The sequence below is a fragment of the Moraxella catarrhalis genome (genome assembly GCF_001656295.1).
Lineage (GTDB): Bacteria > Pseudomonadota > Gammaproteobacteria > Pseudomonadales > Moraxellaceae > Moraxella > Moraxella veridica.
In genome coordinates this window covers 1-22322 of sequence record NZ_LXHE01000005.1, presented here as the reverse complement: position 1 = coordinate 22322, position 22322 = coordinate 1, and the positions used below count along the sequence as shown (strand labels likewise).

Sequence of the window (22322 nt, the reverse complement as noted above, 5' to 3'; positions counted from 1 at the left end):
TTAGACAGCACAAAGACCCAAAGCCTCACCAGATTTAAGCTGAATTTGACCTGCTGGTGCATTAAATTCGGTGGCGTAGGCATATAGATTGTCATTCGCCTGCACTGTGATGGCGTTGGCGTTTAACTTAACTGCCTCACCATTGGCGATTTGTTCGGTGGTGGTTGTAACCGTGGTTTTTCTCTTAATTTTACCTCGTTTGCTGACTTGTGTTTCTTTGTCATAGATACTGTCTTGACCAGCTTGTAGCATGGTACTGCCAGCACTTTGGATGGTAATGCCAGCATCGCCTGCTTGATAAGTGCCGCCTATCAGCAAGATGTTGCTGTCTGATGCTGGCTGTGCTGAAGGGTTGCCTGTTTGGGGATTGCTAATGGCTTGGATGACAATACCATCTTTGGTTGTGATGGTGCTTGGCTGATAATTTTATGCAGTGCATAAGCGTCATTGCCAAATTCACCACGCTCATAGACATCGTGCAAACCCTCAATACTAATCATGATATCGATGTTTTGGACGGGTGGTATTTGTGATAATAGCTGCTTAAACTCAGTAAATTTGTTGGTATCACCACCCAAAGCGGCTGCATAGGTACTTTTGAGTTTGGTTTTATGCTCGCTAAGTTTGTTATCATCATCAAAGGCAGCTTGATCAAACACAAGTTTGTCAATGATAGCATTGATGGTTTGTATATCTGTATTACCAGTTTTCTTACCAAGTAGCGGATGAAGTAGGGCAGTGCGACTAATCTCATCAATCACTTGCCGTGTTTGACCTTGAAAGCCAAGGGCTGCCATCTGCACTTTGCCATTATCTGCTTGTAGATTTGCCATCTGAACAGCAATACCACCAGCACTGATCAGGCGAATTTCGCCATCGGTTGTGGCAAGGTTTGCTCCTGCATTTTCTACGCCTGTAAATTCGGTGTTGGCAATCTTGAGAGATTTATTGAGCTTGGTGATTTCTTGTGCCAGTTCATCAGGCTTGAATGTGATTTTCAGCTCTTGACGACGAACCAGTTCATCTTGCACACTCTTGGCAAGCTGTTTATTCAGTGCTTCTTTTTGTTCTTTGTAATCAGCAATAGGACTTTGTGCATTTTTAGCTTCCAAATCAGCAAGTTTATCAGTTGCTTGTTGTGGCTAGCTAGTATTTGTTGATAGACCGTATCGCGCTTTAGGGTGTCAATTTGGTTCTTAAGTGTGCCAATCTCACCTTCAAGTAATTTAATACGGTCATCATCTTTAATACCCTGACAAAGACGATGATGCCGCTTCACAAGTGGTATCACCAGAGCAAACTTTTGAGGTGAATGAAGATGATTATAAGGCTGAAAATCAGGTTTATGCGGAAAGTGGTGCGAAAGACAACAATCGTATGAATTGTTTTTGATAGTTGCCAAGTAACGAAACACCCTTAAAAAGGGTGTTTTTTAATTCACAGTTTTTTGCGGTCTTGATTTGTAAAAATCCCCTGTTACAGCTAGTTTTAAATACCTTATTTTTGAAATATATTATTTAGCGTATATTGTGCATAAGCTCTATTTTTACCATTTTTTGATTCTTTTTACCACTTTTGCCAAATAATTACCATTTTGGGTTTTAAATTGCCATATTTTTTATAAAATGACCAAAATCTTTATAAAATTGCCATATTTTCTTTATTTTTACCTTTTATTGCTTAAAATTGCCATTTCTTTAAATGAAATGCCTTTTTTAAATTTTAAATGCCATATTTTGATTTGTTTAGCCATATTTTAATTTAAAACGCCAGTTTGTTTTTTTTAATTACCGTTTTTGTTTGAATTTCGCCATTTTTCTTGTAAAATGACCATAAAATTAATTTTTTTACCATTTCAGGGTTTAAATTACCATTTTTTACTGGGATACATGGTATTCTAATAGTGTAAGGATTTTTATATTAGTTACAAAATTTTCTTAATGTGGTATCATTTAATTGCTGATTTTCAGCACCTCTCATAAGCTTTTTAAAGGTAATATTTCATGAAAAAAATCCCTTTAGTTTTTGCTGTTAGCATGGCATTTTTTCAATCTTAGGTTGTGCTTCTACACAAAATGTCATCGACCGAACTGCTAATATTGAAATATAATCACCATTTAAAATCGTCAGTCAAGAATCACAAAAAGCACTCCAAGCTCAACAAATTTTGACAAAGTCTCGCCAAGAACAAAACCAAACTATTGTGACTAACACTAAAGAAAGGTTAGTTTATGACGCACTCCCCTTGCTTTGGTAAGGGGAGTGCGTCATGAAGCAAACGCAGATGTGGCAAGTTATATCCTTGGCTATTACAGTCAAATCAGACCCCACAGCTTTAATAACTACCTAAGCCCTGTCGAAAAAGAACGACAGTTTTTTAACAAAACTCTCTTGGAGGTTGTTTGAAAATAGTTGAGCGGTACATGGTGGGAGTGGGTCAATATCTCAACCATGTCACATTGAGCGGTATCTTTTAATCAATAAACCTCCCGTAAAAGTCATCTTTGCATAGCATTCACAATCCCTGCAATTAGATCGGCTCTTAGATGAAAGCGATTATATCTGTTTCTATAGGGTATGCTTAAGGTTTTAAACAATTTAAGCTTAAGGTGTGTTGTTTTTGTTTGCCACTATAGTAATGCCTTTGCTTTTTTAGGATGTTCTATGGGGCATCCCGTCACATCAATGATGACATAGTCTGATGATGTCTGTTTGGTTTGTGTATGATTGGGCGTGATGTTTCTTTATTAAGGCTTTCACTGTGTTTTAGTACATTAATCATTTGAGCAAATAAATCTTTATTAACACCTGTTAAACATTTAAAGAATTTGTCATCGTAGTATTGTAGATTTTCATATCTCATCTTAGGATAAAGCAAAGTGGGATTGGGTGTAGTATAGTATGGTTTTTACTTTCGCAGGACATTTGATGTATTAACTTTTAAATAGCACAGTATATTGCTATATCGCTTGTATTAAATTAACAAAACTCAAGCTATTAAGTAAATTTCATAATCAAAATGCACAAAATACCCCAAAATATTATTATTTTGTATCGCTTAAAATCATTTTGTGCTAAAATTTGCCAAAACTGATTAAAATGGCAGATAAGCGACAATAATGACCATAATACCCTCCAACATCATTTCCCCAACCACAGACCCACAAGATATGCTGGGTGTACTCTGGCTGTCGTATCATTTTGACATACGCTTATGGGTAAAGCCTTATGTGATTAGTCAAATTGGTGCAAGCCGTCGTACTCTCACAGAAGGGCATTATACCCAAGAAATCTATCCTGCCCGTACCCGTTTGGGCGATAATGTGGCAGCTCATCTTACCTTTTATCTAAAAAATGAAATACCCACCCTAGAATTTTTGGCTAGATTGTTTTATAAGATAGATGGCAGACTTATCCAAGATTGGGTCAATGCTGAACCAACAGGTCGCTACGCCAGAAGGGTGGCTTTTTTGTATGAGTGGCTGACAGATGAGCGTTTAGAACCGCCGTCTGACATTGGCGGTGGCTATGTCGATGTCTTAGATGGCGATAAAGTGGTGGTGGCAAATACCCCCATTAAAGATAATCGATGGCGAGTGAACAATAATATTGCAGGTACTAAGGACTTTGCTCCAATGGTGGTCAAGACACCAATGCTATTATCCGCCATTGACTTTGATGTTAAGGAGCATTTGACCCAGCTTAGGCAGGAGTTTGGCGAGGATTTATTGGTGCGTGCTTCGGTGTGGATTACCTTGCGTGAAAGTCGTGCCAGCTTTGCCATTGAGGGGGAGGGTGGTCAAGAAAGTCGCATTGAGCGATTTGCCAGGGTGATAGCAGAGCAAGTTGGGCAGGGTGAAATTCCCTTATCTAATGAGCGATTGGGTGTACTGCAAGAGGCAATTATTGGTAAAAGTATTAGTATTAAACATTTTGGGCTTAGACAGTCGCCTGTATTTGTGGGCGAGAGCAATTATCGCCACGCTAAAGAGATTGTACATTATATCGCTCCACCTTGTGAAGAGGTACCATCAAAGCTAGAAGGGCTTAACGCATTTTTTGAAAGTACAAAGGGACAATCCTCTCTGATGAGAAGTGCGGTCATTGCCTTTGGTTTTGTCTACATACACCCATTAGCAGACGGCAATGGACGCATTCATCGTTTTTTGATGAATGATGTATTAAGGCGAGATGGGCAGACTGATGACCCTATGATTTTGCCCATCTCCAAAGCCATCATTGACAGTCCTGCCACCAAGCGTGCCTATGATGCCATTTTGGATATCATCTCCAAGCCCTTAATGCAAAGTTTAGAGGATAAGTACCACTTTACCGGCAAACCAACCACTTATGCAGATGGTATCAAAAGCAATCTTGTGATACAGACGGACAAAAACACGCAAAGTCTATGGCAATATATGGACTTGACTGCTCATACGCAGTATTTATCAGAGCTTATGAGGCAAGTTATTGGTATAGATATGGTAGAAGAATCCGCTTATCTTAGAACCTACGATAAAACACGCCAAGAGGTTAAAGAAGTCATCGAGATGAGCAATCAAGATGCTGATCGTATCATCAGAAGTATTCTTGACAATAAAGGCGTTAGAAGTAATAAACTTGTCAAGGAATACGAACTTTTGGGTGATGATGAGCTATGGGAGCGGTTGGTGGGGGTAGTTAATGGGTTGCTGTTGGGCTATTGAAAGGACTGGGCTTGGTTAAACTAAGTAAGGTATCCAAAATTACAATTCAATCCACTTGCCAAAGTAAACTTACATAACAACCCTCCTTTGAAAGTCATCTTTGCATAGCATTCACAATCCCTGCAATTAGATTGGCTCTTAGATGAAAGCGTTTATGTCTGTTTCTATAGGGTGTGCTTAGGATTTTAAACAATTTAAGCTTGCGGTTGATGTATTCTATTACAATACGTCTTTTACCAATCTCTTTGTTGGTTTTCTTGATAAGTTTATCTTGTGTTTGGTTTTTTCTTTTCTTGGATTGTGTGAGTAATCCTTGATGTTCTAAACCAATATATCCTTTGTCCGCAAGTACAAAGGGATAAACATAAAGCTCTGCTAGGTGTTGTCTGGCTATACTCACATCATGAACACAGCCTTTATGGGTATGGATGCTGATGATTTTTTTATGTACTGTATGGTAAATGACTTGTATCTTTAAGGTGTAAACAAAGATGCTATACCACTCTTCAAAAGCTTTCTAGCACGAGCAGGGCAACAGGACATCAAAGGCTTTCTGCTGGTATCAAGCACCAAGACTTTGTTAAAGTTGGGTTGTTTAAACATTGCAATCCTTATTGCCTTACGGCACAAGTAACGTTCATCTCGCCAATGTTGTACTTAGCTTGTCAATCAGGTTGACTTCCCTACCCAAGGGATGTTTGCAACGACTGCACAGGGCTTGAAACTGGTGAAGGATTTCAAGGTATGATAACTAAGATAACGTAGCCTAACTAAAAGCTAAGGCTAGTCAACAGGCTTTATTCAAGCCTCACCCTTAGGGTGGGGTTGTTGACAATCACTCTAACAAATCAATGAAAACAGGTTTACAGCTCGCCTTTAAAGGTTTTAAGCTGCTGCTTTGCCGATTTTCTGCCTTTACGGTTTTTCGCTTTGGCAGTTTCGGTCGCAAATTTGCCGCCTTTACCCATGATGGCAGCGCGAGCAGCGTGGTTACGAATGGTCATAATGCCTCCTTAGGCTAGTAGTAAAATGGTTAGGGTAGGGCGTTTAACGACATCCCTAGGTCGTGGAGCCAACCTTAAAACGGTTCCCCTGGGCCTGGGCGGTTCTAAACTGCTCCCCACCAATGCGCGGCCTACGGTGGCTGGCAGTTTTTTACAAATGTTCATTGCCTCTATGCTGGTGGCGGTTGCTTACAATATGCTCCCTGCCGTGCTGGTGGGTGCCATGTTCAATGACAATATGAGTAACATACAAATGTACTCAGTTGCAAGCTACAATCCCAATCCAACCGGTGCGCAGTTTCAAGATATGATATATCGACTCATGAAAAATGTGTTTTTTGTGGTGGGATTCATGGCAATCTGGCGAGGGTTATCAACTTGGTATCAAAAATCCCAAGGTACCAGCAATGAGCCTGCCAAAAAGGTGGTTGTCTGGCTTGTTATGGGCGGATTATGCTTCTTCCCTGAGTTTTTAAATGGCTTGATTGCTGCCATTTTCCGCTTTGACTTTTTTGCCATGTTGTTCAATCGGTGAACAAAAAAAGAGGTGTCAAACCTCTTTTTTTTACTTAAAAGAACAGCTTCTGCCTGGCTGAATATGACCACCCATGATCGAATTGCAAACTGGCGATATCATCTTTTTCAATTTCAACCTGTGTACGCTTCAAGCACTTTTGACGAGGGATGAGTGTCCAGCCGCCAATCTTATCGGCACAATCCATTGCAGGTTTTAACGGATGTGCAAACACAGTCGACAAACCCGGCCGTGGGGTGTAAAGTCCCTCATAGACCTGACCTTGTTTGGTGGTTAATTTGACGGTTTGAAAACCGACCACATACCAAGAGTAGTAATGCTGCACCAAATACGCCCCACTCCATAAAATAAATGCGACCAAATACAGCTTAAAAATCTTAAGCATTATCCATTTCATCCAACATCCCTCCTAATATGAGTCAGTGTCGACATACAGGTGAACAACGCCCAAAACAGCGCTATCAATAGGCTGTCTTGGGTAAACCGCTGCACGCTGCACGCATGACGTATGATGGCTTATTCGTCATCAGAATCAGACTGAACCTTATCCCAGTATTTTTCCTTAGGGGCAACATAGCCCATTGCTTCAATCAGCTCACGAACCTCAATCAAAACCTCGCCATCTTCAGCAGGAACAATCTCAATACCTGGGTCGTAATCACTCAAATCCAATGCTTCAGCCGCTTCTTGGGTTAAAATCAAATCGCCAGTATAAGGATTGACAGGTAAGGCATTTGATTTGCCATCTGTGGTACCAGGTGGCACCTTGTCCATATTCATGCTGGTTAGCCATTGACCGCCCCATAGCCAGCCGCTGTCAATGATATTGTTGGCATACCAAATGGGCAGCTCTTTTGCCCGCATAAACGATTCATCGACACAACTTCCTGCCACGACAGGTGCATATCCCCATTTTTCAATCAAATAGGCAATCAAAGGCACATAAGGACGCACCATTAACAGTTGTTCATCAACAGGGCGATCAACCGCCACTTTGCCCGTATCTTCATAATAACGGACCGAATAGCCATCGACTTCTTCAGGACGATCTGGACGATCTACAAAACGCATCATAATAATAACTCCTCTAAAGTTTAGTGTGTAAAGTTTAATGTGATTTAAAATTTTAAGTGTTGCTAGTTAAATAAGACCAATGACGATCTTCTTCAATGACAGGCACTGCCTCATCAGGGCTTTTGCCGTTCAAAACATCATCTGGTTGCAGGCAAATCAAATCCATGATCACCGCATAGCCAAAGTAAACGCCTGATCCTTGTTCAATGGTGCTGTGCGTGACTGGTTTGTACCAGTTAAGGTCGGTTGGGTCACCACTGTCAGCAAATTTTTCTTCATCCAAGGTGATCTCACCTTTTGGGCGCTCAAGAAAATTACTAATACCATTATAAACACTTTCTACCACCTCCATCAGCTCTGCTTGCGTCAGTGACAAACCAAACGGCAAAGCAATACGTCTTTGTGCTTTTTGTTGATACAAGGCTTGTAGGTTAGAAAACCGATCATCTTCTGGTGTTTCTTGGCAAATATCTTGGTATCTTCGACGCAGGGCGTTTAGATGCTCATGGATATTTTGCTTAAAGGTTTTAGGACCAAGCTCATACAGCTCTGCCAGCTCACCATAGACCATATCAGCGATATCTCGGTTGTTGAAGTCATAGAATGTTGTCTGTTCGATAAACAGCTCATCCATCTCAATGTCTTCTTCTTCAAAAATACCTTGCTCCCATTGCGCAACTTTTTGTCGGCGCTGACGAAGCCATTCATCCATTTCTGCAAGTTGCTCAGCTTCGGTCAAATGCCCAGATCGCTTTTTGACATTGCGGTAGGGCGTTTTTTGTTGGGATCGGTCATACTCCCCATGATGAAACTCTAAAAATGCCTTGTGATCACGGCTTTGTGACCAAGCATAATTAACGCGGTCTATCATACCAATTCCACCAAACCACTGTGATATTTCTCTAACAATTTTATCCAATGGCTCATTGTCACGCATTTTAGGCACTTGCTTACCAAACAAGTCGTCAAATTTAATCAGTAGCTCCAAGGCATCTTTGAGCATCATTAAATCAAGACCGTGCATTAAGCCTGCGCGTGGTTGTCCCGTTTTGCTCCACAGTGCACCACGACCAAATAATCGGAATGGACGAGTGCCACGCTCGGTCATCACTTGCTGAAAGAAAGTCTGAGCAGGAGCTTCTGGGATAATATGGTTGTCCCAAGGTGCGATCGTCCAAGCACTCTCTGGCCCACATTCTTCATCAATCACCCAAACCATATCCTCGTTACTCATCTCAGGTCGATAACCTTGAGGGATTTGATTGTACCTTAACATGTGGCGCAAAATGATAGATTTATTACGCACTCGTGCGTTATTGGCACGAATCTGGGTATATCTTGGATCGTCTAAATCCTCCCCAAAAAACACCGTCATTTCAGCAAAGGCGTTTTCAGAATCAAACCGTCCTGACAGATCTGGCAAAAACGCCCAAAGCCCTGGAATGTAATCATCAGCATTAAGCATTGGGATAAACATTTTATTGACTGCCCACAAACATACCGCACGCTGAAGCGTATTTAACCCAACATAAAAGCTTGGTGACTCTTGCATTTTATTGTATTTGTATTTCGGGCTTTGCCAGGCAATGCGACCAGGTTCTTCTCGGCTCATGGTTTCGTTATACTCATGCGTGTAAATCTCGCCATTGTATTCCCCATAAGCATTGCTGTAAGCCAGTTGTGCATTTTTTGGTAGGCAGTCCACCAGCGCACGAATCGACATGGGCGATTGCATGGCCTCGTAATGATAAAGCGACCAGCGGCTCATCATTGGCCAAAACCACTGTTCTTCGTACACAGGATGATATGCCCCAAAAACACCGCTGCATGTTGGACGATAAAATGCAGGATATGACTGCTTATCATTCAAGGCTTCTTCCAAAGAGTCGGCATATTCAAACACTTGATCGTGGTATTTTCGACCGCGCTGATAATAAAACTCTTCTTTGAAGTCTAAAGTGTGCCGATAACGATATTCTTGTCGCAGGTCGGACAACGCCCACACGGGTGTTGTGAGCATCCCAACGGTGGCATCAATCCCTGAGTGTTTGCCATAGTTACCAGTAAAAATTGCCTCTAGCTCCTTAGCATCTAAATTCAAAGGTTCGTTAAAATCTTTTTTTGGACCCTCTGACTTTTTTTGAGGGTTTTGGATTGCCTCAATCATACGCTCAAGCGTTCTACGTACCGCCGCATCTGGATCGCCAGAATCATAGATTTTTTTATCATCATCGGTGAGCGGTGGCAGCTCAAAGTCTTGGTTTTGGGACATCATCCCTCCTTAGTTGGTTTGCGATATTAGCAACAGTTACGGTTGTATGGTAGCATTGAAATGCTGCCGGCTCAAGGGACACAGAACGCCCTTATAGTACAAAATAACGCCTTTGGCGTGTTTTTTTCGCGCTGCAATTTTTTTAAGAAAATGTTAATTAAAGTAAATTTCTTTTTGAAAAGCAAATTAATTTAATATAAAATATTTACAAATCCACAATCAATAGTCTTACTCATGCGCACTTTTCTTACAAGGAATGTGGCAATGGTGGTCGTTTCGCTGTCATTAATCGGCATCGCTGCGCCTGCCAAAGCTCAGGATTTCCAAGATTTAAACGAGCTTGATGCTGTTATCAATAATTTGATCAAGCTAAGCGGTCAAACCCCACCTCCTATATTGGCAAATACAAATCAGAGTGTACACAATGTGTATCCAACTAATGTTCATTATAATTCATCGACAACGCCAGGTAATTACTCTAATCCATTTTTAACTGGTGTACCAAATAGGGCGCAGGGGCGTGCTGGGCACGGCGCACCTTATGAAATGGCGCAATTTGCCGCACAAAACGCACTGAATAAAAGTATTGGTTGGTGTGCTTTGTATGTTAGAAAAGCCTTGCAAGCCGCTGGCTACAAAGTCAATCCTCAGCCATCAGCGTATATGTATAGAGGAAACAACCGAATATTCGCAAGCGCTTAGAATGGCGATGCGTTTAAGGCTGTATCACCCCTCCGACTTGGACTTATCATCACCAGTATTTAATACAGGGCGTGATTTTGTGCAGTGGCACGTCGAGCGCCAAACCTAATGACATCAACGCCAAGGCGTGTCGGTGTTAGGGTGTGTTTGGTTGCACTTTTTAACACACCAAGGCTTGCTATAATACAGTGACTATTTAATAGAGGATAAGTCGATATGCTACGATTTGGTTTGATTATGATAAGCTTATTAATGACCGCTTGTCAGTCGGTAGATTTTAACACCAACTGCCGTACTCATGTTTACATGGGGGGATGTGTTACGCGGTAAGCCAATGCACACTGGTAATTTTAGGCTGAACTGTGACGCATACCCTGAACGCTAATATTTAATTTAAGGAATTGTTATGACTAAAACACTTGCTGATACTCAAGAACCTGGATCGCCGATGATTGCACTGGCGACATTCAATGATGTTGCCCATCAACTGATCAAGCGCTGGGCCCCCAAGGCGTTTAACGCTGTTTGCTGGACGCATTTCAATGGTTGGTTTACTTATGATACTTATTTAATCATGGGTTCGGTTAAGCGCTCTGATTCTTTTAATGAATTCTTAAAACGCAGACGCGAGAAGTACCCTGATATCATGGGGCTGGATGTCGCTTCTTATAAGATCATTGATCAGCAGTTTAAAGCCTCTGATGTGACTGACGGCGGTTTGACGGAGATGCTTGATTGCGTTTTGATTGAACAGATGTACCAAAGACTGGCCGAGGTCGTATCCGCAGGCAGGCACTCTTGTGTGGATTACTTTTTGGATGATTTTGCCATTTACGCAGATGATGGTGTGGGTGATTTGGTGTTAAGTGGCGGTGATGTGGTGGCGCTGATTGGCAAAACTTTAACAGATCCAGAGGTTCAGGCTTCTATTGCACCAATTCTGCCAAAGGGCGTAGATAATTATTATTTTGCCAGTTTGATGAAGTCATTGATTCAACATCCTGATTATTTTGAGATGAATGCCAAGCAGCTGGAAAAAACAATCAAAGACAATGCGGTCACTTGGTTAAAACAAGCAAAAGAGTTTTACAAGACTCAATCTTGGTAAGTGAGGGATTGGATGAAACTGTCAAAAAATGTGGCACGATTTGACCATCGGCATGGCAAAAAAATCATTCTCGACATAGATTCTGTAAGGCTGCTTGATTATATTGCTGCGCGGCAAGGTATCGGCAAACCGCCTTATGAGTGGTTTTTATCCTGCCTGTACTCACGCAAAAAAGAGGGTTTGTATATCCGTAGAAGTCGGTGGGTTTTGCATGTCTTATTGCTAACAAATATTGTGATTATGGCGATCTCTTTGCTGATTGGAGCGACCCAGGGTGTGCTGTTTTGGATATCGGCGGTAGGATTTATTATCGCTACGCCACTTTTGATGTTTAGCATCCATCGGCTTGAAAAAATCACCAAAATCATCAAGGCAGATACCCAGCGGATGATTGATCATGTGCAAAAAACATTCCCCAATCAGGTGCAAGTCAATCAAGGTAAGGTCATGCTCAAAACACCGGTAGCGCCTGATGCTGCGCTGCTGCATCAGCTGGTGGACGGATTTCGTTCGGTGACGGATGATGACATTGAGCGTTGCCATCGCTGATTTTTTGGCAAATATCTTATAATTTTATAAACTAAGGCAGGTACCATGAATAAAGATAAAAATCAATAAAAAGCAGCCAAAGAGCTGCTTTTTATTGTGGTTGGTTTTGTGCAGGTGCTACATAATGGCGGACATTCTATAATATAGCAACAATAATACTAAAGTCTGACAGCATATGTTTTTAGGGATATCTCCTAATAGGATGGGTATCTATTTTGATAAATGCCTTTGCCGCTTACTTTAAAGTTATAAGCAATATAGAATTAAGTGACATGGGATTATATCCTTGCTTTAGAAATCATACAGAATCGCTGGCTCGTAGTCGCCATGAGCATTTTTAATAACCAATTCTTTCTTCTCAAGCTTTCTAAGCTGACCTTGCACGGTCTGAGCGGATACAGAGTCCACGCCTAGTCGTTCAGCAATAATAGAACGTGTTTTTGCGCTGTATAGTGATTTATGGTTTTCAGAAATCAGTTGCAAAATGATTTTTTCCAAAGCTGTTAATTCAGGCATACCAACAGTGGCATGTTCAAGAATTTTAGTAAACTCCTCGAGTTTGACCTCGAACACCTGCTCCAAGGTAAGATTAGGGTTTAATATCATTTCCTGAATCATCGTTCTAGCGAATAATGGTGTATGCCCCAATGCGGCAAAGTAAGAAAAGAATTTTTCTTTATCTATAGAGCTACCTGTTCTTTGTTCATAAATATCAGCTAAGAAATCGGTAAATTCTTTACCGAAAATTGGAAAGTCAATTTGATGTGCAAAATTAAAGAACGGGGCTTTATAGTCATTAAACATGGATTTTAGACCATACGGACTACTACCGGTAAAGATAACCTTTACTCGGTCTCGATGGATATCTAATCCAGTTCGCAAAGAGCCTATTAAGTCTCTCATGTCGGATTTTTTAGCCATTTCTTGAGCTTCATCAAGAAGCATCAATACGGGTTTGTTGGTTTTAGCCATGCGACTGATATAACCACTGACACTGCTTGGTGGTGGGGGTGCATCCACATTCCATTCTAGGCTGGCACCAAAAAGCTCAATCTTTGTTAATGAATTAGCTTTCTTATACAGTGGTGACTCTATCTCAGCTAAGAAGGTAGCTAAAGCGAACATGAAGTGCTCACGGGTTTGGTTGGGCTGGTCCATAAAGCTGTAATAAAACACAGAAAACCCTTGTTCTTTGGCAATCTGGGTGATGTCATTACCCAAGAATTGGGTTTTACCCATGCGTCGTGGGGCAAATAAGGTAATTGCATGTAATATATTGGATTGTAGGTTGTCAACCAACCGCTCAGCTAATTGCGTTCTATTAAAATATAGCGGGTCTCGAATCATGAATAAAGCTCCTTGCGTCCTTTTGTTTTATACTAAATTATACAACCAATGTATAAATTATACAAGAAATATATAATTTATATTGTGCGTGTATAAAAATGTATAAATGCAAGTTTGTTATGTTGTATACTGACTTCCTCCCTGCACTTTAGGGCGGGGAGGAAGTCAATGATGGTTCTAGTTTTATGGGCATAGATTAGGATGGTACTGATAGATTTAATCGAGGTTACCAAGAAGTCTATAATAATATCGATAAGTATGAATCACTTTTGATGAGTCGTAACGAAACCTTTAAAATTATCTCGCATAGTGAAGGTGGTGCATACGGAGCTGGCATGGCTCAAGCTTTGATAGATAAGGGGTATAAAGTTGAAACTTTATTAAGATTAAATAAAAAATATTATTACAATCCTAATAATGGTAAGTTTTATGAAGGAAAAGTTGAGAATGGGTTCTAGCTCCCAAATCAATACAAGATCTGTTAAAGGACAAAAAATTTAAAGATGGCATTGATAAAGGTTTAAAATATTTAGGAGAAAAATAATGTTGGTAATTAATAATAAGATGGCTAAATTGTTGGGCGATCATATTATTGATATTGATAAATTTGATATCGATAAGACATTAAATGAATTCTTGAGTTTAGAATTTGAGAAAAAACTTGGAGGTGTGTTTTTTCATGGAGCATACACAAGACAATACGATGGTAAAATAATTTCTCAGGAGTATATAAAGAAAGCATATACAGATATGTCTGGAATGGAAATATCTTTAAATATGATACATATTGATGACTATGTGGATTCAAATATACTTGTACAATCTATAGCTTTTTTAAAGAGATTTATTGAAAAATGGACTCTATTGGAAGACTCTGAATTTTTGGCAGTTGTATCCTTTCAGGATGATGATGTGGGAACTTTTTCAAAATTCAGCTTCCATAAAATAAGAGCTGAGGGAATGGTTTATGACATCAATAAAATTGATGAATTTTTTGACGCAGTAATGATATACATATCTGATATTTCTGCTTTTAATTCCAACCAACACATTTGATAAGGATAAGGTACAAAGGGAGATTGATGTTCAAGTATCGGTCACTAAAGACTTTGGACAACATGCTCCAAAAGTAGTTGCCGACTTCTCAGAAAGTCGCATGAGTGCCATCATCCAAAGCCCAGAGCTCACCCAAGAGCAAAAAGAAGCAGAGATTGATAAATGGAGTGAAGGTGGGGTTTATCGCACCGCACTACATACAGCAATGGGACTGCTTGCAACGGGGACGGTGGAGGGTGGACTATCAGCAGGCACAACCGCTTATACCATCCCAAAGATTGATGAGTATCTAAAAGAACAAGGTTTTGACAAAGAAGTCAGAGATACTGCCCTACTTGCTCTATCAGCAGGCATTGGTGCAACCGTTGGTGGTAATACTGCAAGCACGGTGAATAATGTGGGGCAGGTGCAGTGGAATTATTTGACACATCGTCAGCTACAGGACAAAATTTCGTGTGTTGGTACAAAGAAAGATTGTGCAGCCCATGTGGCTAAATATGATGAAATTTCTAGACAGCAAGATGAGCAACTAAAAAACACTTGCTCAAGCAATCCAAATAGCACCAGTTGTCATCTCATGATACAAGACGCCTTGGAATATGTGGGAAAAAACAGAAATCATTATGGAAAAGCAAGCGACATTAAAACATCTACTCAGAATGTTTTATCAGTTGCAAATTCTAGTGGCTATCATACCATCAACACTCTAGACGAAAGAGCAAACTACTTTGGAGCTATGTATGGTTATACAGATCAGCCTTGGTTTAGGGTGGCGGAAAAACATTCGAGAGGTCAGCTGAATATAGCTGATAATACTGGTTTCTCTGATTGGATTTCTGAGGCTGGTGATGCTATTATGAAAAACGGCAAATCAGCATTTCAATATATTTACCAAAATTATCAGAACGAAACAAATAGTTGGAGTTATAGAAGATTGGTAAATGAGCAGCATGACCCAGAGTTACAAGCGGTACATGAGAGACATTATAATTCTTGGCTGCTACCTACAAGGTTTGTAGTTGACAAGATAGTAGGCGGAGATTTTTTAAATCCTGATGATAGGATCAATAAAGGGTGTGGGGATATGCCTGAGGTACAGGAGTGTAAAAAATAATGAATGATTTTGCCATTAATTTCATGATTGCAAGCTTGTTTTTTAATTTTTTTTATATGATTACTGTCGGTATTTTTGGATTATTTGTTTATGCCTTATTGGTTATAGGATATATCAACAATAAGGCAAATAAATCTCATTTCAAAAAGTTAATTGATAGGCTATCATACGCATCAATCGTGCCTAGCATGCTTCTTTTTTGACTTTAATATTATCAATATTTAATTTTGAATTAATTGATTTTGTTTTTCCATTTTTTTATGCAAAAAATATTGACGATTTTATCTTTTGGTTAATTCTCTCTTTACTTTGGTGGATGCCTGCAATTTTTTTATTAATAAAAAAATATATCATGAAAAGTGATTTTTACATAATATTTTCACTTATTTGGTATGGCATAGTAATGATTTGTTTGTGTTTACAAATTTACTCAGCAAGAAAGGAAATTTTCAGTCTTTTATTCTAAAATGCCTTATTTAAAAAAGTATATACCGATTTTGCTAACAGAATGATGGTTGGAACGGTACCAGCAGGCACAACCGCTTACACCATCCCAAAGATTGATGAGTATCTAAAAGAACAAGGTTTTGACAAAGAAGTCAGAGATACTGCCCTACTTGCTCTATCAGCAGGCATTGGTGCAACCGTTGGCGGTGATACTGCAAGTACTGCTAACAATGTGGGGCAGGTGCAGTGGAATTATTTGAGTCATAGGGAGAATGAAAGATTGACAGAGTTAAGAAAACAAAAATCCAGACTCTCTAACGCTTATGGCAATTGTGTATCTCAAAGATGTGCAGAAATTACACGAGAAATACAAGAGCTTGAAAATCTTAGTAAGCAAAGAGACAAAGTTTTTGATACGGCTTATGCAAACTGCCGTGCAGGTAAGGATTGTCATCAGTTTTATTATTTGCACGTAATACAAAGAAGGGATTGGAACAAAGGAGCGGAAGAGTCGTTTAAAGCAAATCGTAGTGACTGGGACTTGATGGAAGATTATCAAAACGCCTTTCATAACTACGACTCCAATGGTGTTCCGCAGAAATTACCTAATGGTAATTATAGGTATAAAAAGTTTGTTCATAATAATGGACAAATGGAAATTATTATTGACACAAAAGACGGTATTTTAAGTGATGATGACTACACTAGAATTGTCAGAGATCCAACCAATGCAGGAACTTATAATTACTATCCACCGTCAAACGCATCTGGACATAAAGCATACGATGTAGATCCATATATACACTTTGGTAATGGTCGTGGAGATAACACAAATATCATCAATAGAAAAAATGTTCATTACAGGGCACCCATCCCTTATACAGATTACACGATTCCTATTGGTCGTGCTGGGATATATACGTGGGGAGAGCCAATAAATACATCTTTAGAGTTGTACAATAACTCCAAAAACTTATGTGAAAGAAACAGGGGTGTTTGTGATGCAAAATAAATTTTTAAAAATTACAATTATTTTGTTGCTGTTCTTTTTCTTTCTATATGTATCATATTTGTGGCTTGGTTTCTATGTTACGAGCTTTTATTAAGGTGCTGCACTGGTATGATATTCATCCTTGGCCAGATTTTGGCAACGGAAATGGTGACAATACAAGCTATGATATTCGTCATTCTGGTTCTGGAAAATTTTTTGGTGAATTCAAACTATGGGACAATAAAGAAGATTCTATTAAAAAATTTAAAAAGTTGATAAGGTCAGATAGATGAATAAGTTTGAAAAAATATTTCTTTTGATGGCTGTTGATTTTATTATCATATTTAATATGGGTTTAGCCTTTGAGCCTTTTAAAAATCATTTTTTATTTAAGGTTTTTCACTATTATTTTGCTATTAGTATTGTGCTTTTATTTTTTTATTATACTATATCAAAATTATTTCCAAGGATAAATAACTACTATTGGGTATTTATTATTATATTTATTACTATTAAAGAGTATTTTGCAATATTACTGTATGGAGCATCAGTTCTTTAGCTATTAGTATGGTAGAATATGTACAACACACCATTAAAGTAATTTTTAATGGTGTGTAACAATAATGCCCTACAGAGCATCGGCTATGGTAAAATAGACCCAGTCAATAAAACCAGTACCACCCACACTGCCATCACTGACCAAGCAGGGCTTAGCCATATCAACACAGGTAACTTCAAACAAGAAGAAGTTCAAAACCAGCTTAACCCAATCCTCATCAATGACTTTAACCAAGAGCAAGCACTTAAAGAGTTAAATGCTCAGGTGGTGATTACCACAGAGTTTAGTAAAGAAGCACCAAAGACAGTGGCAAAGTTTGCTGACAAGCAAGCTTTTAAACTCATTCAAAACCTAGACGAACTTAATAACAAAAACATTGACATCACCTCTGATGAATATCAAAATACCATCAAAGAGATTGATAAATGGAGTGAAGGTGGGGTTTATCGCACCGCACTACATACAGCAATGGGACTGCTTGCAACGGGGACGGTGGAGGGTGGACTATCAGCAGGCACAACCGCTTATACCATCCCAAAGATTGATGAGTATCTAAAAGAACAAGGTTTTGACAAAGAAGTCAGAGATACTGCCCTACTTGCCCTATCAGCAGGCATTGGTGCAACCGTTGGCGACAGTACAGCAAGCACGGTGAATAATGTGGGGCAGGTTGAGTGGAATTATTTGAGTCATGTATCCTTAGAAAAAGTTAGAAAGGGGCAGTTAACTATTGAAGAAGCCGAACAACTCAGCCAGCGTTTAGATAAAGAAGCTGAGCAATTATGCTCAAATAATCCAACCAGTGACGCGTGTCGTACAGCCATATCAAGTCAAATTCAATACATTGCAATGCAAGAAGCTTGGTCGGTAATGAAAAGTGATGTTTCACGAACTTCTAAACAAACTTTTAATTATTTATATAATACTCCTAATGCCAATACAAGATTTGTTAATTATTTTAATACTATTGATAATAGAGCAAATTTCTTTGCTGCAAGTAATCAGTACGAAAAAAATTTAGGTGTGGGTGCTAGATGGTTTGGTGGAGCTGATAAAGTGTCTCGTGCAAAATTCACAGGCTTGGGGGCTGATGGTAATCTTTCCTATGTAACATTTGGTATGGGTAGTGTTTTTTCTGGCAATCCAAAACATATTTATGATTGGCGAAAAGAAGCTGGCGACGCCTTGATGAAAGGAGGATTTAATAATTTTAAGCATTTGTATAATAATCGTCCAAATGCCATGCAATGGGATATTAAACAATTGCGTGATGAGCAAGTATTATTACAACCGATTCATGAAAAGTATTTATCTGACAAAGATAAATTTAGAGGATTTTCAAGCTGGATGACGGATAGTGAAAATCGTAAATACACAGGAAAATTTATTGAAGAAGAGCAAACACAACCTGGTGGAATAGATATACTGGATAAAAGTTCAAGAATTAGATATGGTTGTAAACTCTTGGGTTACAGCGAAGGACAAGGATGTAAACCATGAAAAGAAAAAATTATTTTTACATCCTTTTAGAAATTATATCAGGGTTTTCCATTTGTTACTCAATTTGTATTATTCCATTTTTTTACTTAATGTATCCAAAATTTTTTGATAATTTTGGTATGGAATTTATTTTGAATTTAAAAGGATTGATGGCTTTTCTAATTATAATGCTGGTATTTTCATTTCCAGTTTTTATTTTGCTTGCACTGGTCAGATTATTAATAAATAATAAAATAAGTTATCTCATTAATTTTGTATTATTTGAATGTTATGGTTATTTTTTATTCGGTTATCCAGATACTAATTACTTCAATGGATCATTGTTATATATATTACAGACACAGTATTTTATATATTCTATTCCGATGACAGTTATTTTTTTATTGATTGTATTTATAATCGATGTTAATTATGTGGGTATAAAGCTAAATAACGGATATTTAAAAAATAAGAACAACAGAGGTGCAAGCCATGAGAACTGAAGCTTTATTTTTTAAAACATTATTTTTAGTTTTTGTAGCTTTCTATTTTTCAGCACTGATGATTTGGTTGTTTTTTTTTGTTACAACTACAGATCATTTTGCCGATATAGCTACTATGTTGTGTACGGCATTTGCAATAAGTCTAGTTAGCAGTTTGCTATTCTCTCCAGTCTTGCTTCTTGTGTCTTTTATTCAGTGGGGAATAAGAAATAAATGGTTAAAAAATGTGATTTCATTTTTATTGATAATCATTTATGGTTTTCTGATTTTTAAAGCCCCTAGTTTTCGTTTCTACAATACAATTATAGATGAAACACTGTCTTATCTTTCGATATCAATACCATCAACATTGCTTTTTATGGCTCTGTTGTCCTATTTAACCCAGTACAAGAAAAACAGAACTTGAAACCAAAGCCAAGCAAATAGACGATAACCTAAGACTCTTCGATGGCATCACATCAGCCTTGTACGCCCCCAACTCAAACGGTATCATAGGGGATGTCTCAAGAGCAGCAAGCCCAGAGCTTGCTTATCAGATTGGGCAATACTTTAAAGGTAATAAAGCACTAAACCAATTAGACAATGGTAATAGACCAGAAGAGCAATCAGCTAATCATCTACTGGCTCATGCCATACTAGGTGCTGCGGTAAGTTATGCCACAGGCAACAACATCACAACTGGTGCTCTATCAGGAGCAAGTAGTGAAGTGGCTGCACCTGCCTTGGCGGATTATCTGTATGGCACCAAAGACCCAGAACTACTCACCCAAGACCAGAAAGACACCATCACAAGCATTCTAAACCTTACCACAGTAACAACAGCTTATACAGCGACTGATGGCAATACTACTGATGCTGTGAGTGCTTCTGAGGTTGGGAAAGTGGGGGTAGAGAATAATAACTACACTTGGACTGCAGAGAGTTTTGGTATGACTACATCAGATATCAATCATGCTATTACAAAAATGGAGCGTTGTCAGGCAAATCCGAGTGCAAGTGATTGTCAACCAAGAAATGATTATTTGGGGGATTATGCTCGCAATGTCGTCAATAATGCAACATCTGGGATAAATACTACAACTTCTGTTGAAGCCTCAGGAGTGGCACTATTTGGGTTTGCTCAAAGCAGGGGTATTGCTACGGACATTAAGGGTAATGCTTGTACAGTTGATGCAACTTGCTTTTTGCTTGGACCAAGAGTTGGCGGATCGGCTGGCTTTAATCAAGAGTTGGCAACTGGAAATCTTACACCAGGAGAGAAATATTATGGCGTTTCAATTGATGGTGCTGTAGTTCCTATTGCAGGAGTGAAAGGTAATGTGTCTTTGTATAGTAATGGTTCGGTGGGGTATCATGGAGGAGCATCATCAGGAGCTGATTTTGGTTTAGCTATAAAGTTTTGTTCGGTGCAAACAGAAAAAGAGTGTAAATAAACATGAATAAAAAAATTAATTTTATATATTTCTTTCTTGGTTCTGTTTTGGTTTTTTTTGGTAAATATTTTGCAGATAATGTAAGAATATTTTTGTTTGTATTATTATTTATAACAGCAATTTTTCATGCAAAGGATACATTTAAATATATTTTAATATCTTTGAAAGATATGATTAAGCAAATAAGAAAATGATTTTATGAAAGATATAGTTGACGATTGTATTTATAGGGTAATTAAAGACTAAAACTTGCGAGAACAATCACGACTTATGTAAAAAGAATGATTAGGAATTTTTGTATCATTCTTGCTATTTGTGGTTTTTTATATATTTTATTTTATATAAGTAATCCGACAAAATTAAATAATTACATTAATAAACTGTTTAAAGTTCAAGTTTAACATTGAACCGATATTAGCAAAAACACGATTTACACCGTAACGCAGTGAATCGAAATCGACATAATCACACGGTCTAAGCCAGCCTTGTTTTACCTCTTTCCATAAACGCTCAATAATATTAAGCTGTGGACTGTAAGGCGGTAAATAAAAGATAAACAAACCACGCTGTTGCCAAATCTTTAACCGCTTTTGAATCACTTTGGCAGTATGGACTCTGGCATTATCTAATACAAGTACCGTGTATTTGTTAATTTTTAATGATATCTCATCAATAAAGGTAAGTATATCATTAGCCGTCATATTCGTTTCGCTTAGTTGGTAATGAAACTGCATGGTTCTTGAGAGTAGACCAAAACAGTTAATATCTTTACCCCGTTGCACAGAAATGCTGATGTTTTCATCCTTGTGTTGCCAACCATAGGGTACATAGCCTGTTTGACTGATTTTGGTTTCATCGCCGTAGTATAGGTCGATGTGGTTGTTTTGGCTTAAGTTCTCAAGTATGGCAAGTTGCTGTTTTTTAAGTTGGTATAGTTTTAGGTGACATTGCCCTTTTAGTCGCATTCGGATGCGTTTGTAGGTGTAGCCAAGACTTTTAAAAAATGCTCAAGGGTGCGTTGGCTAAATTGTTTACCTGTTTGCTCAGTGAGTTCATTCATAATGAGTTTAACTCGTTGGTGTTCTCGGCTAATACAGTCTTTGACGATTTGTTCATGCTCATGGGTGAGTATGGCTTTTCTGCCTTGTCCTAGTTTGGTTTGTAGTCCTTGTATGCCATGCTCTCGGTAGCGTTTGATCCAGTTATAGACACTTTGGATGTTGGTGTCTAGTATGTTTGCTATATCTTTAGCTTTGTAGCCTTGGCTTTTGAGTAGAATGAGATGACATCGTTGTCGATAGACTGCTGTTTCGCCTAGTTTGTAGCCTTGCTCAAGTGCTTGTTTTTGAGTGTCTGTTAGTTCAATGGTGCTGATTTTCATTTGTGTTTAATGTTATGATGGGTAGTTGATAATATCATAACATTAATTTGGCGGATTACTTA

The 22322-nt window shown here is 38.7% G+C and carries 25 protein-coding genes and 2 pseudogenes; 15 read left to right on the top strand and 12 right to left on the bottom strand.

Annotated features, from left to right (window positions below):
- The 3 genes and pseudogenes from AO382_RS03020 to AO382_RS11430 all read right to left on the bottom strand — a co-directional run.
- The gene (locus AO382_RS03020; protein ID WP_064618072.1) at nt 1-318 is read right to left on the bottom strand and encodes a hypothetical protein; all 318 of its coding nucleotides are present in this window, start codon (nt 316-318) and stop codon (nt 1-3) included.
- Complete coding sequence (locus tag AO382_RS03015; RefSeq protein WP_064618070.1) at nt 312-1112, bottom strand: hypothetical protein; 801 nt, start codon at nt 1110-1112, stop codon at nt 312-314. Before AO382_RS03015 ends, AO382_RS03020 begins: the two co-directional genes overlap by 7 nt.
- Nucleotides 1113-2498: 1386 nt before the next feature.
- A pseudogene (locus tag AO382_RS11430) lies at nt 2499-2606 on the bottom strand (IS5/IS1182 family transposase); the annotation flags it as partial.
- Nucleotides 2607-3119: 513 nt separating this feature from the next.
- On the opposite strand from AO382_RS11430, the gene AO382_RS03010 reads away from it, so the two are divergent.
- The gene (locus tag AO382_RS03010; RefSeq protein ID WP_064618068.1) at nt 3120-4706 is read left to right on the top strand and encodes a Fic family protein; all 1587 of its coding nucleotides are present in this window, start codon (nt 3120-3122) and stop codon (nt 4704-4706) included.
- A gap of 94 nt (nt 4707-4800) precedes the next feature.
- Here the strand turns inward: AO382_RS03010 and AO382_RS03005 are convergent.
- The 3 genes and pseudogenes from AO382_RS03005 to AO382_RS10645 all read right to left on the bottom strand — a co-directional run.
- A pseudogene (locus AO382_RS03005) lies at nt 4801-5190 on the bottom strand (transposase); the annotation flags it as partial.
- A complete protein-coding gene (locus tag AO382_RS11425) occupies nt 5181-5249 on the bottom strand; it encodes a hypothetical protein (RefSeq protein WP_413771670.1) in 69 nt (22 codons plus the stop codon). The pseudogene AO382_RS03005 and the gene AO382_RS11425, both read right to left, overlap by 10 nt.
- A 320-nt stretch (nt 5250-5569) precedes the next feature.
- Nucleotides 5570-5710, bottom strand: a complete 141-nt coding sequence (locus tag AO382_RS10645; protein WP_154806253.1) for a hypothetical protein — start codon at nt 5708-5710, stop codon at nt 5570-5572.
- Between the two features lie 25 nt (nt 5711-5735).
- On the opposite strand from AO382_RS10645, the gene AO382_RS03000 reads away from it, so the two are divergent.
- On the top strand, nt 5736-6245 hold the full coding sequence (locus tag AO382_RS03000) for a hypothetical protein (protein ID WP_064621238.1): 510 nt from the start codon (nt 5736-5738) through the stop codon (nt 6243-6245).
- 34 nt (nt 6246-6279) lie between these two features.
- On the opposite strand, the gene AO382_RS02995 is transcribed toward AO382_RS03000, so the two are convergent.
- The 3 genes from AO382_RS02995 to AO382_RS02985 form a co-directional block, all read right to left on the bottom strand.
- Entirely contained in the window at nt 6280-6642 is a 363-nt protein-coding gene (locus AO382_RS02995) for a hypothetical protein (protein ID WP_147286438.1), read from the bottom strand.
- Nucleotides 6643-6761: 119 nt separating this feature from the next.
- A complete protein-coding gene (locus tag AO382_RS02990; protein ID WP_064618061.1) occupies nt 6762-7319 on the bottom strand; it encodes a hypothetical protein in 558 nt (185 codons plus the stop codon).
- A gap of 52 nt (nt 7320-7371) precedes the next feature.
- Entirely contained in the window at nt 7372-9591 is a 2220-nt protein-coding gene (locus AO382_RS02985) for a hypothetical protein (protein ID WP_064618059.1), read from the bottom strand.
- A 264-nt stretch (nt 9592-9855) separates the two neighbouring features.
- Here AO382_RS02985 and AO382_RS02980 point away from each other — a divergent pair, with 264 nt between their 5' ends.
- The 3 genes from AO382_RS02980 to AO382_RS02970 all read left to right on the top strand — a co-directional run bounded on the left by AO382_RS02980 (nt 9856) and on the right by AO382_RS02970 (nt 11950).
- Nucleotides 9856-10293, top strand: coding sequence for a hypothetical protein (locus AO382_RS02980; RefSeq protein ID WP_064618057.1), 438 nt, complete (start codon nt 9856-9858; stop codon nt 10291-10293).
- A 406-nt stretch (nt 10294-10699) separates the two neighbouring features.
- On the top strand, nt 10700-11401 hold the full coding sequence (locus tag AO382_RS02975; RefSeq protein ID WP_064618054.1) for a hypothetical protein: 702 nt from the start codon (nt 10700-10702) through the stop codon (nt 11399-11401).
- Between the two features lie 12 nt (nt 11402-11413).
- Entirely contained in the window at nt 11414-11950 is a 537-nt protein-coding gene (locus tag AO382_RS02970; protein ID WP_064618052.1) for a hypothetical protein, read from the top strand.
- Nucleotides 11951-12241: 291 nt separating this feature from the next.
- Here AO382_RS02970 and AO382_RS02965 read toward each other — a convergent pair whose 3' ends face one another.
- Nucleotides 12242-13297, bottom strand: coding sequence for an AAA-like domain-containing protein (locus tag AO382_RS02965; RefSeq protein ID WP_064618050.1), 1056 nt, complete (start codon nt 13295-13297; stop codon nt 12242-12244).
- 272 nt (nt 13298-13569) lie between these two features.
- Between AO382_RS02965 and AO382_RS02960 the strand changes: the two genes are divergently transcribed.
- The 10 genes from AO382_RS02960 to AO382_RS02905 all read left to right on the top strand — a co-directional run bounded on the left by AO382_RS02960 (nt 13570) and on the right by AO382_RS02905 (nt 20879).
- Nucleotides 13570-13755, top strand: coding sequence for a hypothetical protein (locus AO382_RS02960; protein ID WP_064618048.1), 186 nt, complete (start codon nt 13570-13572; stop codon nt 13753-13755).
- An 85-nt stretch (nt 13756-13840) separates the two neighbouring features.
- Nucleotides 13841-14353, top strand: coding sequence for a hypothetical protein (locus AO382_RS02955; RefSeq protein ID WP_064618046.1), 513 nt, complete (start codon nt 13841-13843; stop codon nt 14351-14353).
- Between the two features lie 100 nt (nt 14354-14453).
- Nucleotides 14454-15467: a DUF6862 domain-containing protein gene (locus AO382_RS10640; protein WP_064618044.1), complete on the top strand. Its 1014-nt coding sequence runs from the start codon at nt 14454-14456 to the stop codon at nt 15465-15467.
- Nucleotides 15468-15975: 508 nt separating this feature from the next.
- Nucleotides 15976-16926, top strand: a complete 951-nt coding sequence (locus AO382_RS10995) for a hypothetical protein (protein ID WP_064618040.1) — start codon at nt 15976-15978, stop codon at nt 16924-16926.
- A 74-nt stretch (nt 16927-17000) separates the two neighbouring features.
- Entirely contained in the window at nt 17001-17198 is a 198-nt protein-coding gene (locus AO382_RS02935) for a hypothetical protein (RefSeq protein ID WP_064618038.1), read from the top strand.
- The gene (locus tag AO382_RS02930) at nt 17195-17464 is read left to right on the top strand and encodes a hypothetical protein (RefSeq protein ID WP_064618036.1); all 270 of its coding nucleotides are present in this window, start codon (nt 17195-17197) and stop codon (nt 17462-17464) included. Before AO382_RS02935 ends, AO382_RS02930 begins: the two co-directional genes overlap by 4 nt.
- A 48-nt stretch (nt 17465-17512) precedes the next feature.
- Entirely contained in the window at nt 17513-18964 is a 1452-nt protein-coding gene (locus tag AO382_RS10990; protein WP_227513613.1) for a hypothetical protein, read from the top strand.
- Nucleotides 18961-19446, top strand: a complete 486-nt coding sequence (locus tag AO382_RS02915; RefSeq protein ID WP_064618034.1) for a hypothetical protein — start codon at nt 18961-18963, stop codon at nt 19444-19446. The genes AO382_RS10990 and AO382_RS02915 overlap by 4 nt, the downstream gene beginning before the upstream one ends.
- Nucleotides 19436-19852 (top strand): hypothetical protein, encoded by a 417-nt coding sequence (locus AO382_RS02910; RefSeq protein WP_064618033.1) that lies wholly within the window; start codon nt 19436-19438, stop codon nt 19850-19852. The genes AO382_RS02915 and AO382_RS02910 overlap by 11 nt, the downstream gene beginning before the upstream one ends.
- Before the next feature lie 58 nt (nt 19853-19910).
- Complete coding sequence (locus AO382_RS02905) at nt 19911-20879, top strand: VENN motif pre-toxin domain-containing protein (RefSeq protein ID WP_064618031.1); 969 nt, start codon at nt 19911-19913, stop codon at nt 20877-20879.
- Nucleotides 20880-21238: 359 nt separating this feature from the next.
- Here the strand turns inward: AO382_RS02905 and AO382_RS02895 are convergent, their stop codons facing one another.
- Complete coding sequence (locus AO382_RS02895) at nt 21239-21844, bottom strand: IS630 family transposase (protein ID WP_064618026.1); 606 nt, start codon at nt 21842-21844, stop codon at nt 21239-21241.
- On the bottom strand, nt 21835-22260 hold the full coding sequence (locus AO382_RS02890) for a helix-turn-helix domain-containing protein (protein ID WP_064617994.1): 426 nt from the start codon (nt 22258-22260) through the stop codon (nt 21835-21837). Before AO382_RS02890 ends, AO382_RS02895 begins: the two co-directional genes overlap by 10 nt.
- Between the last annotated feature and the right edge of the window lie 62 nt (nt 22261-22322).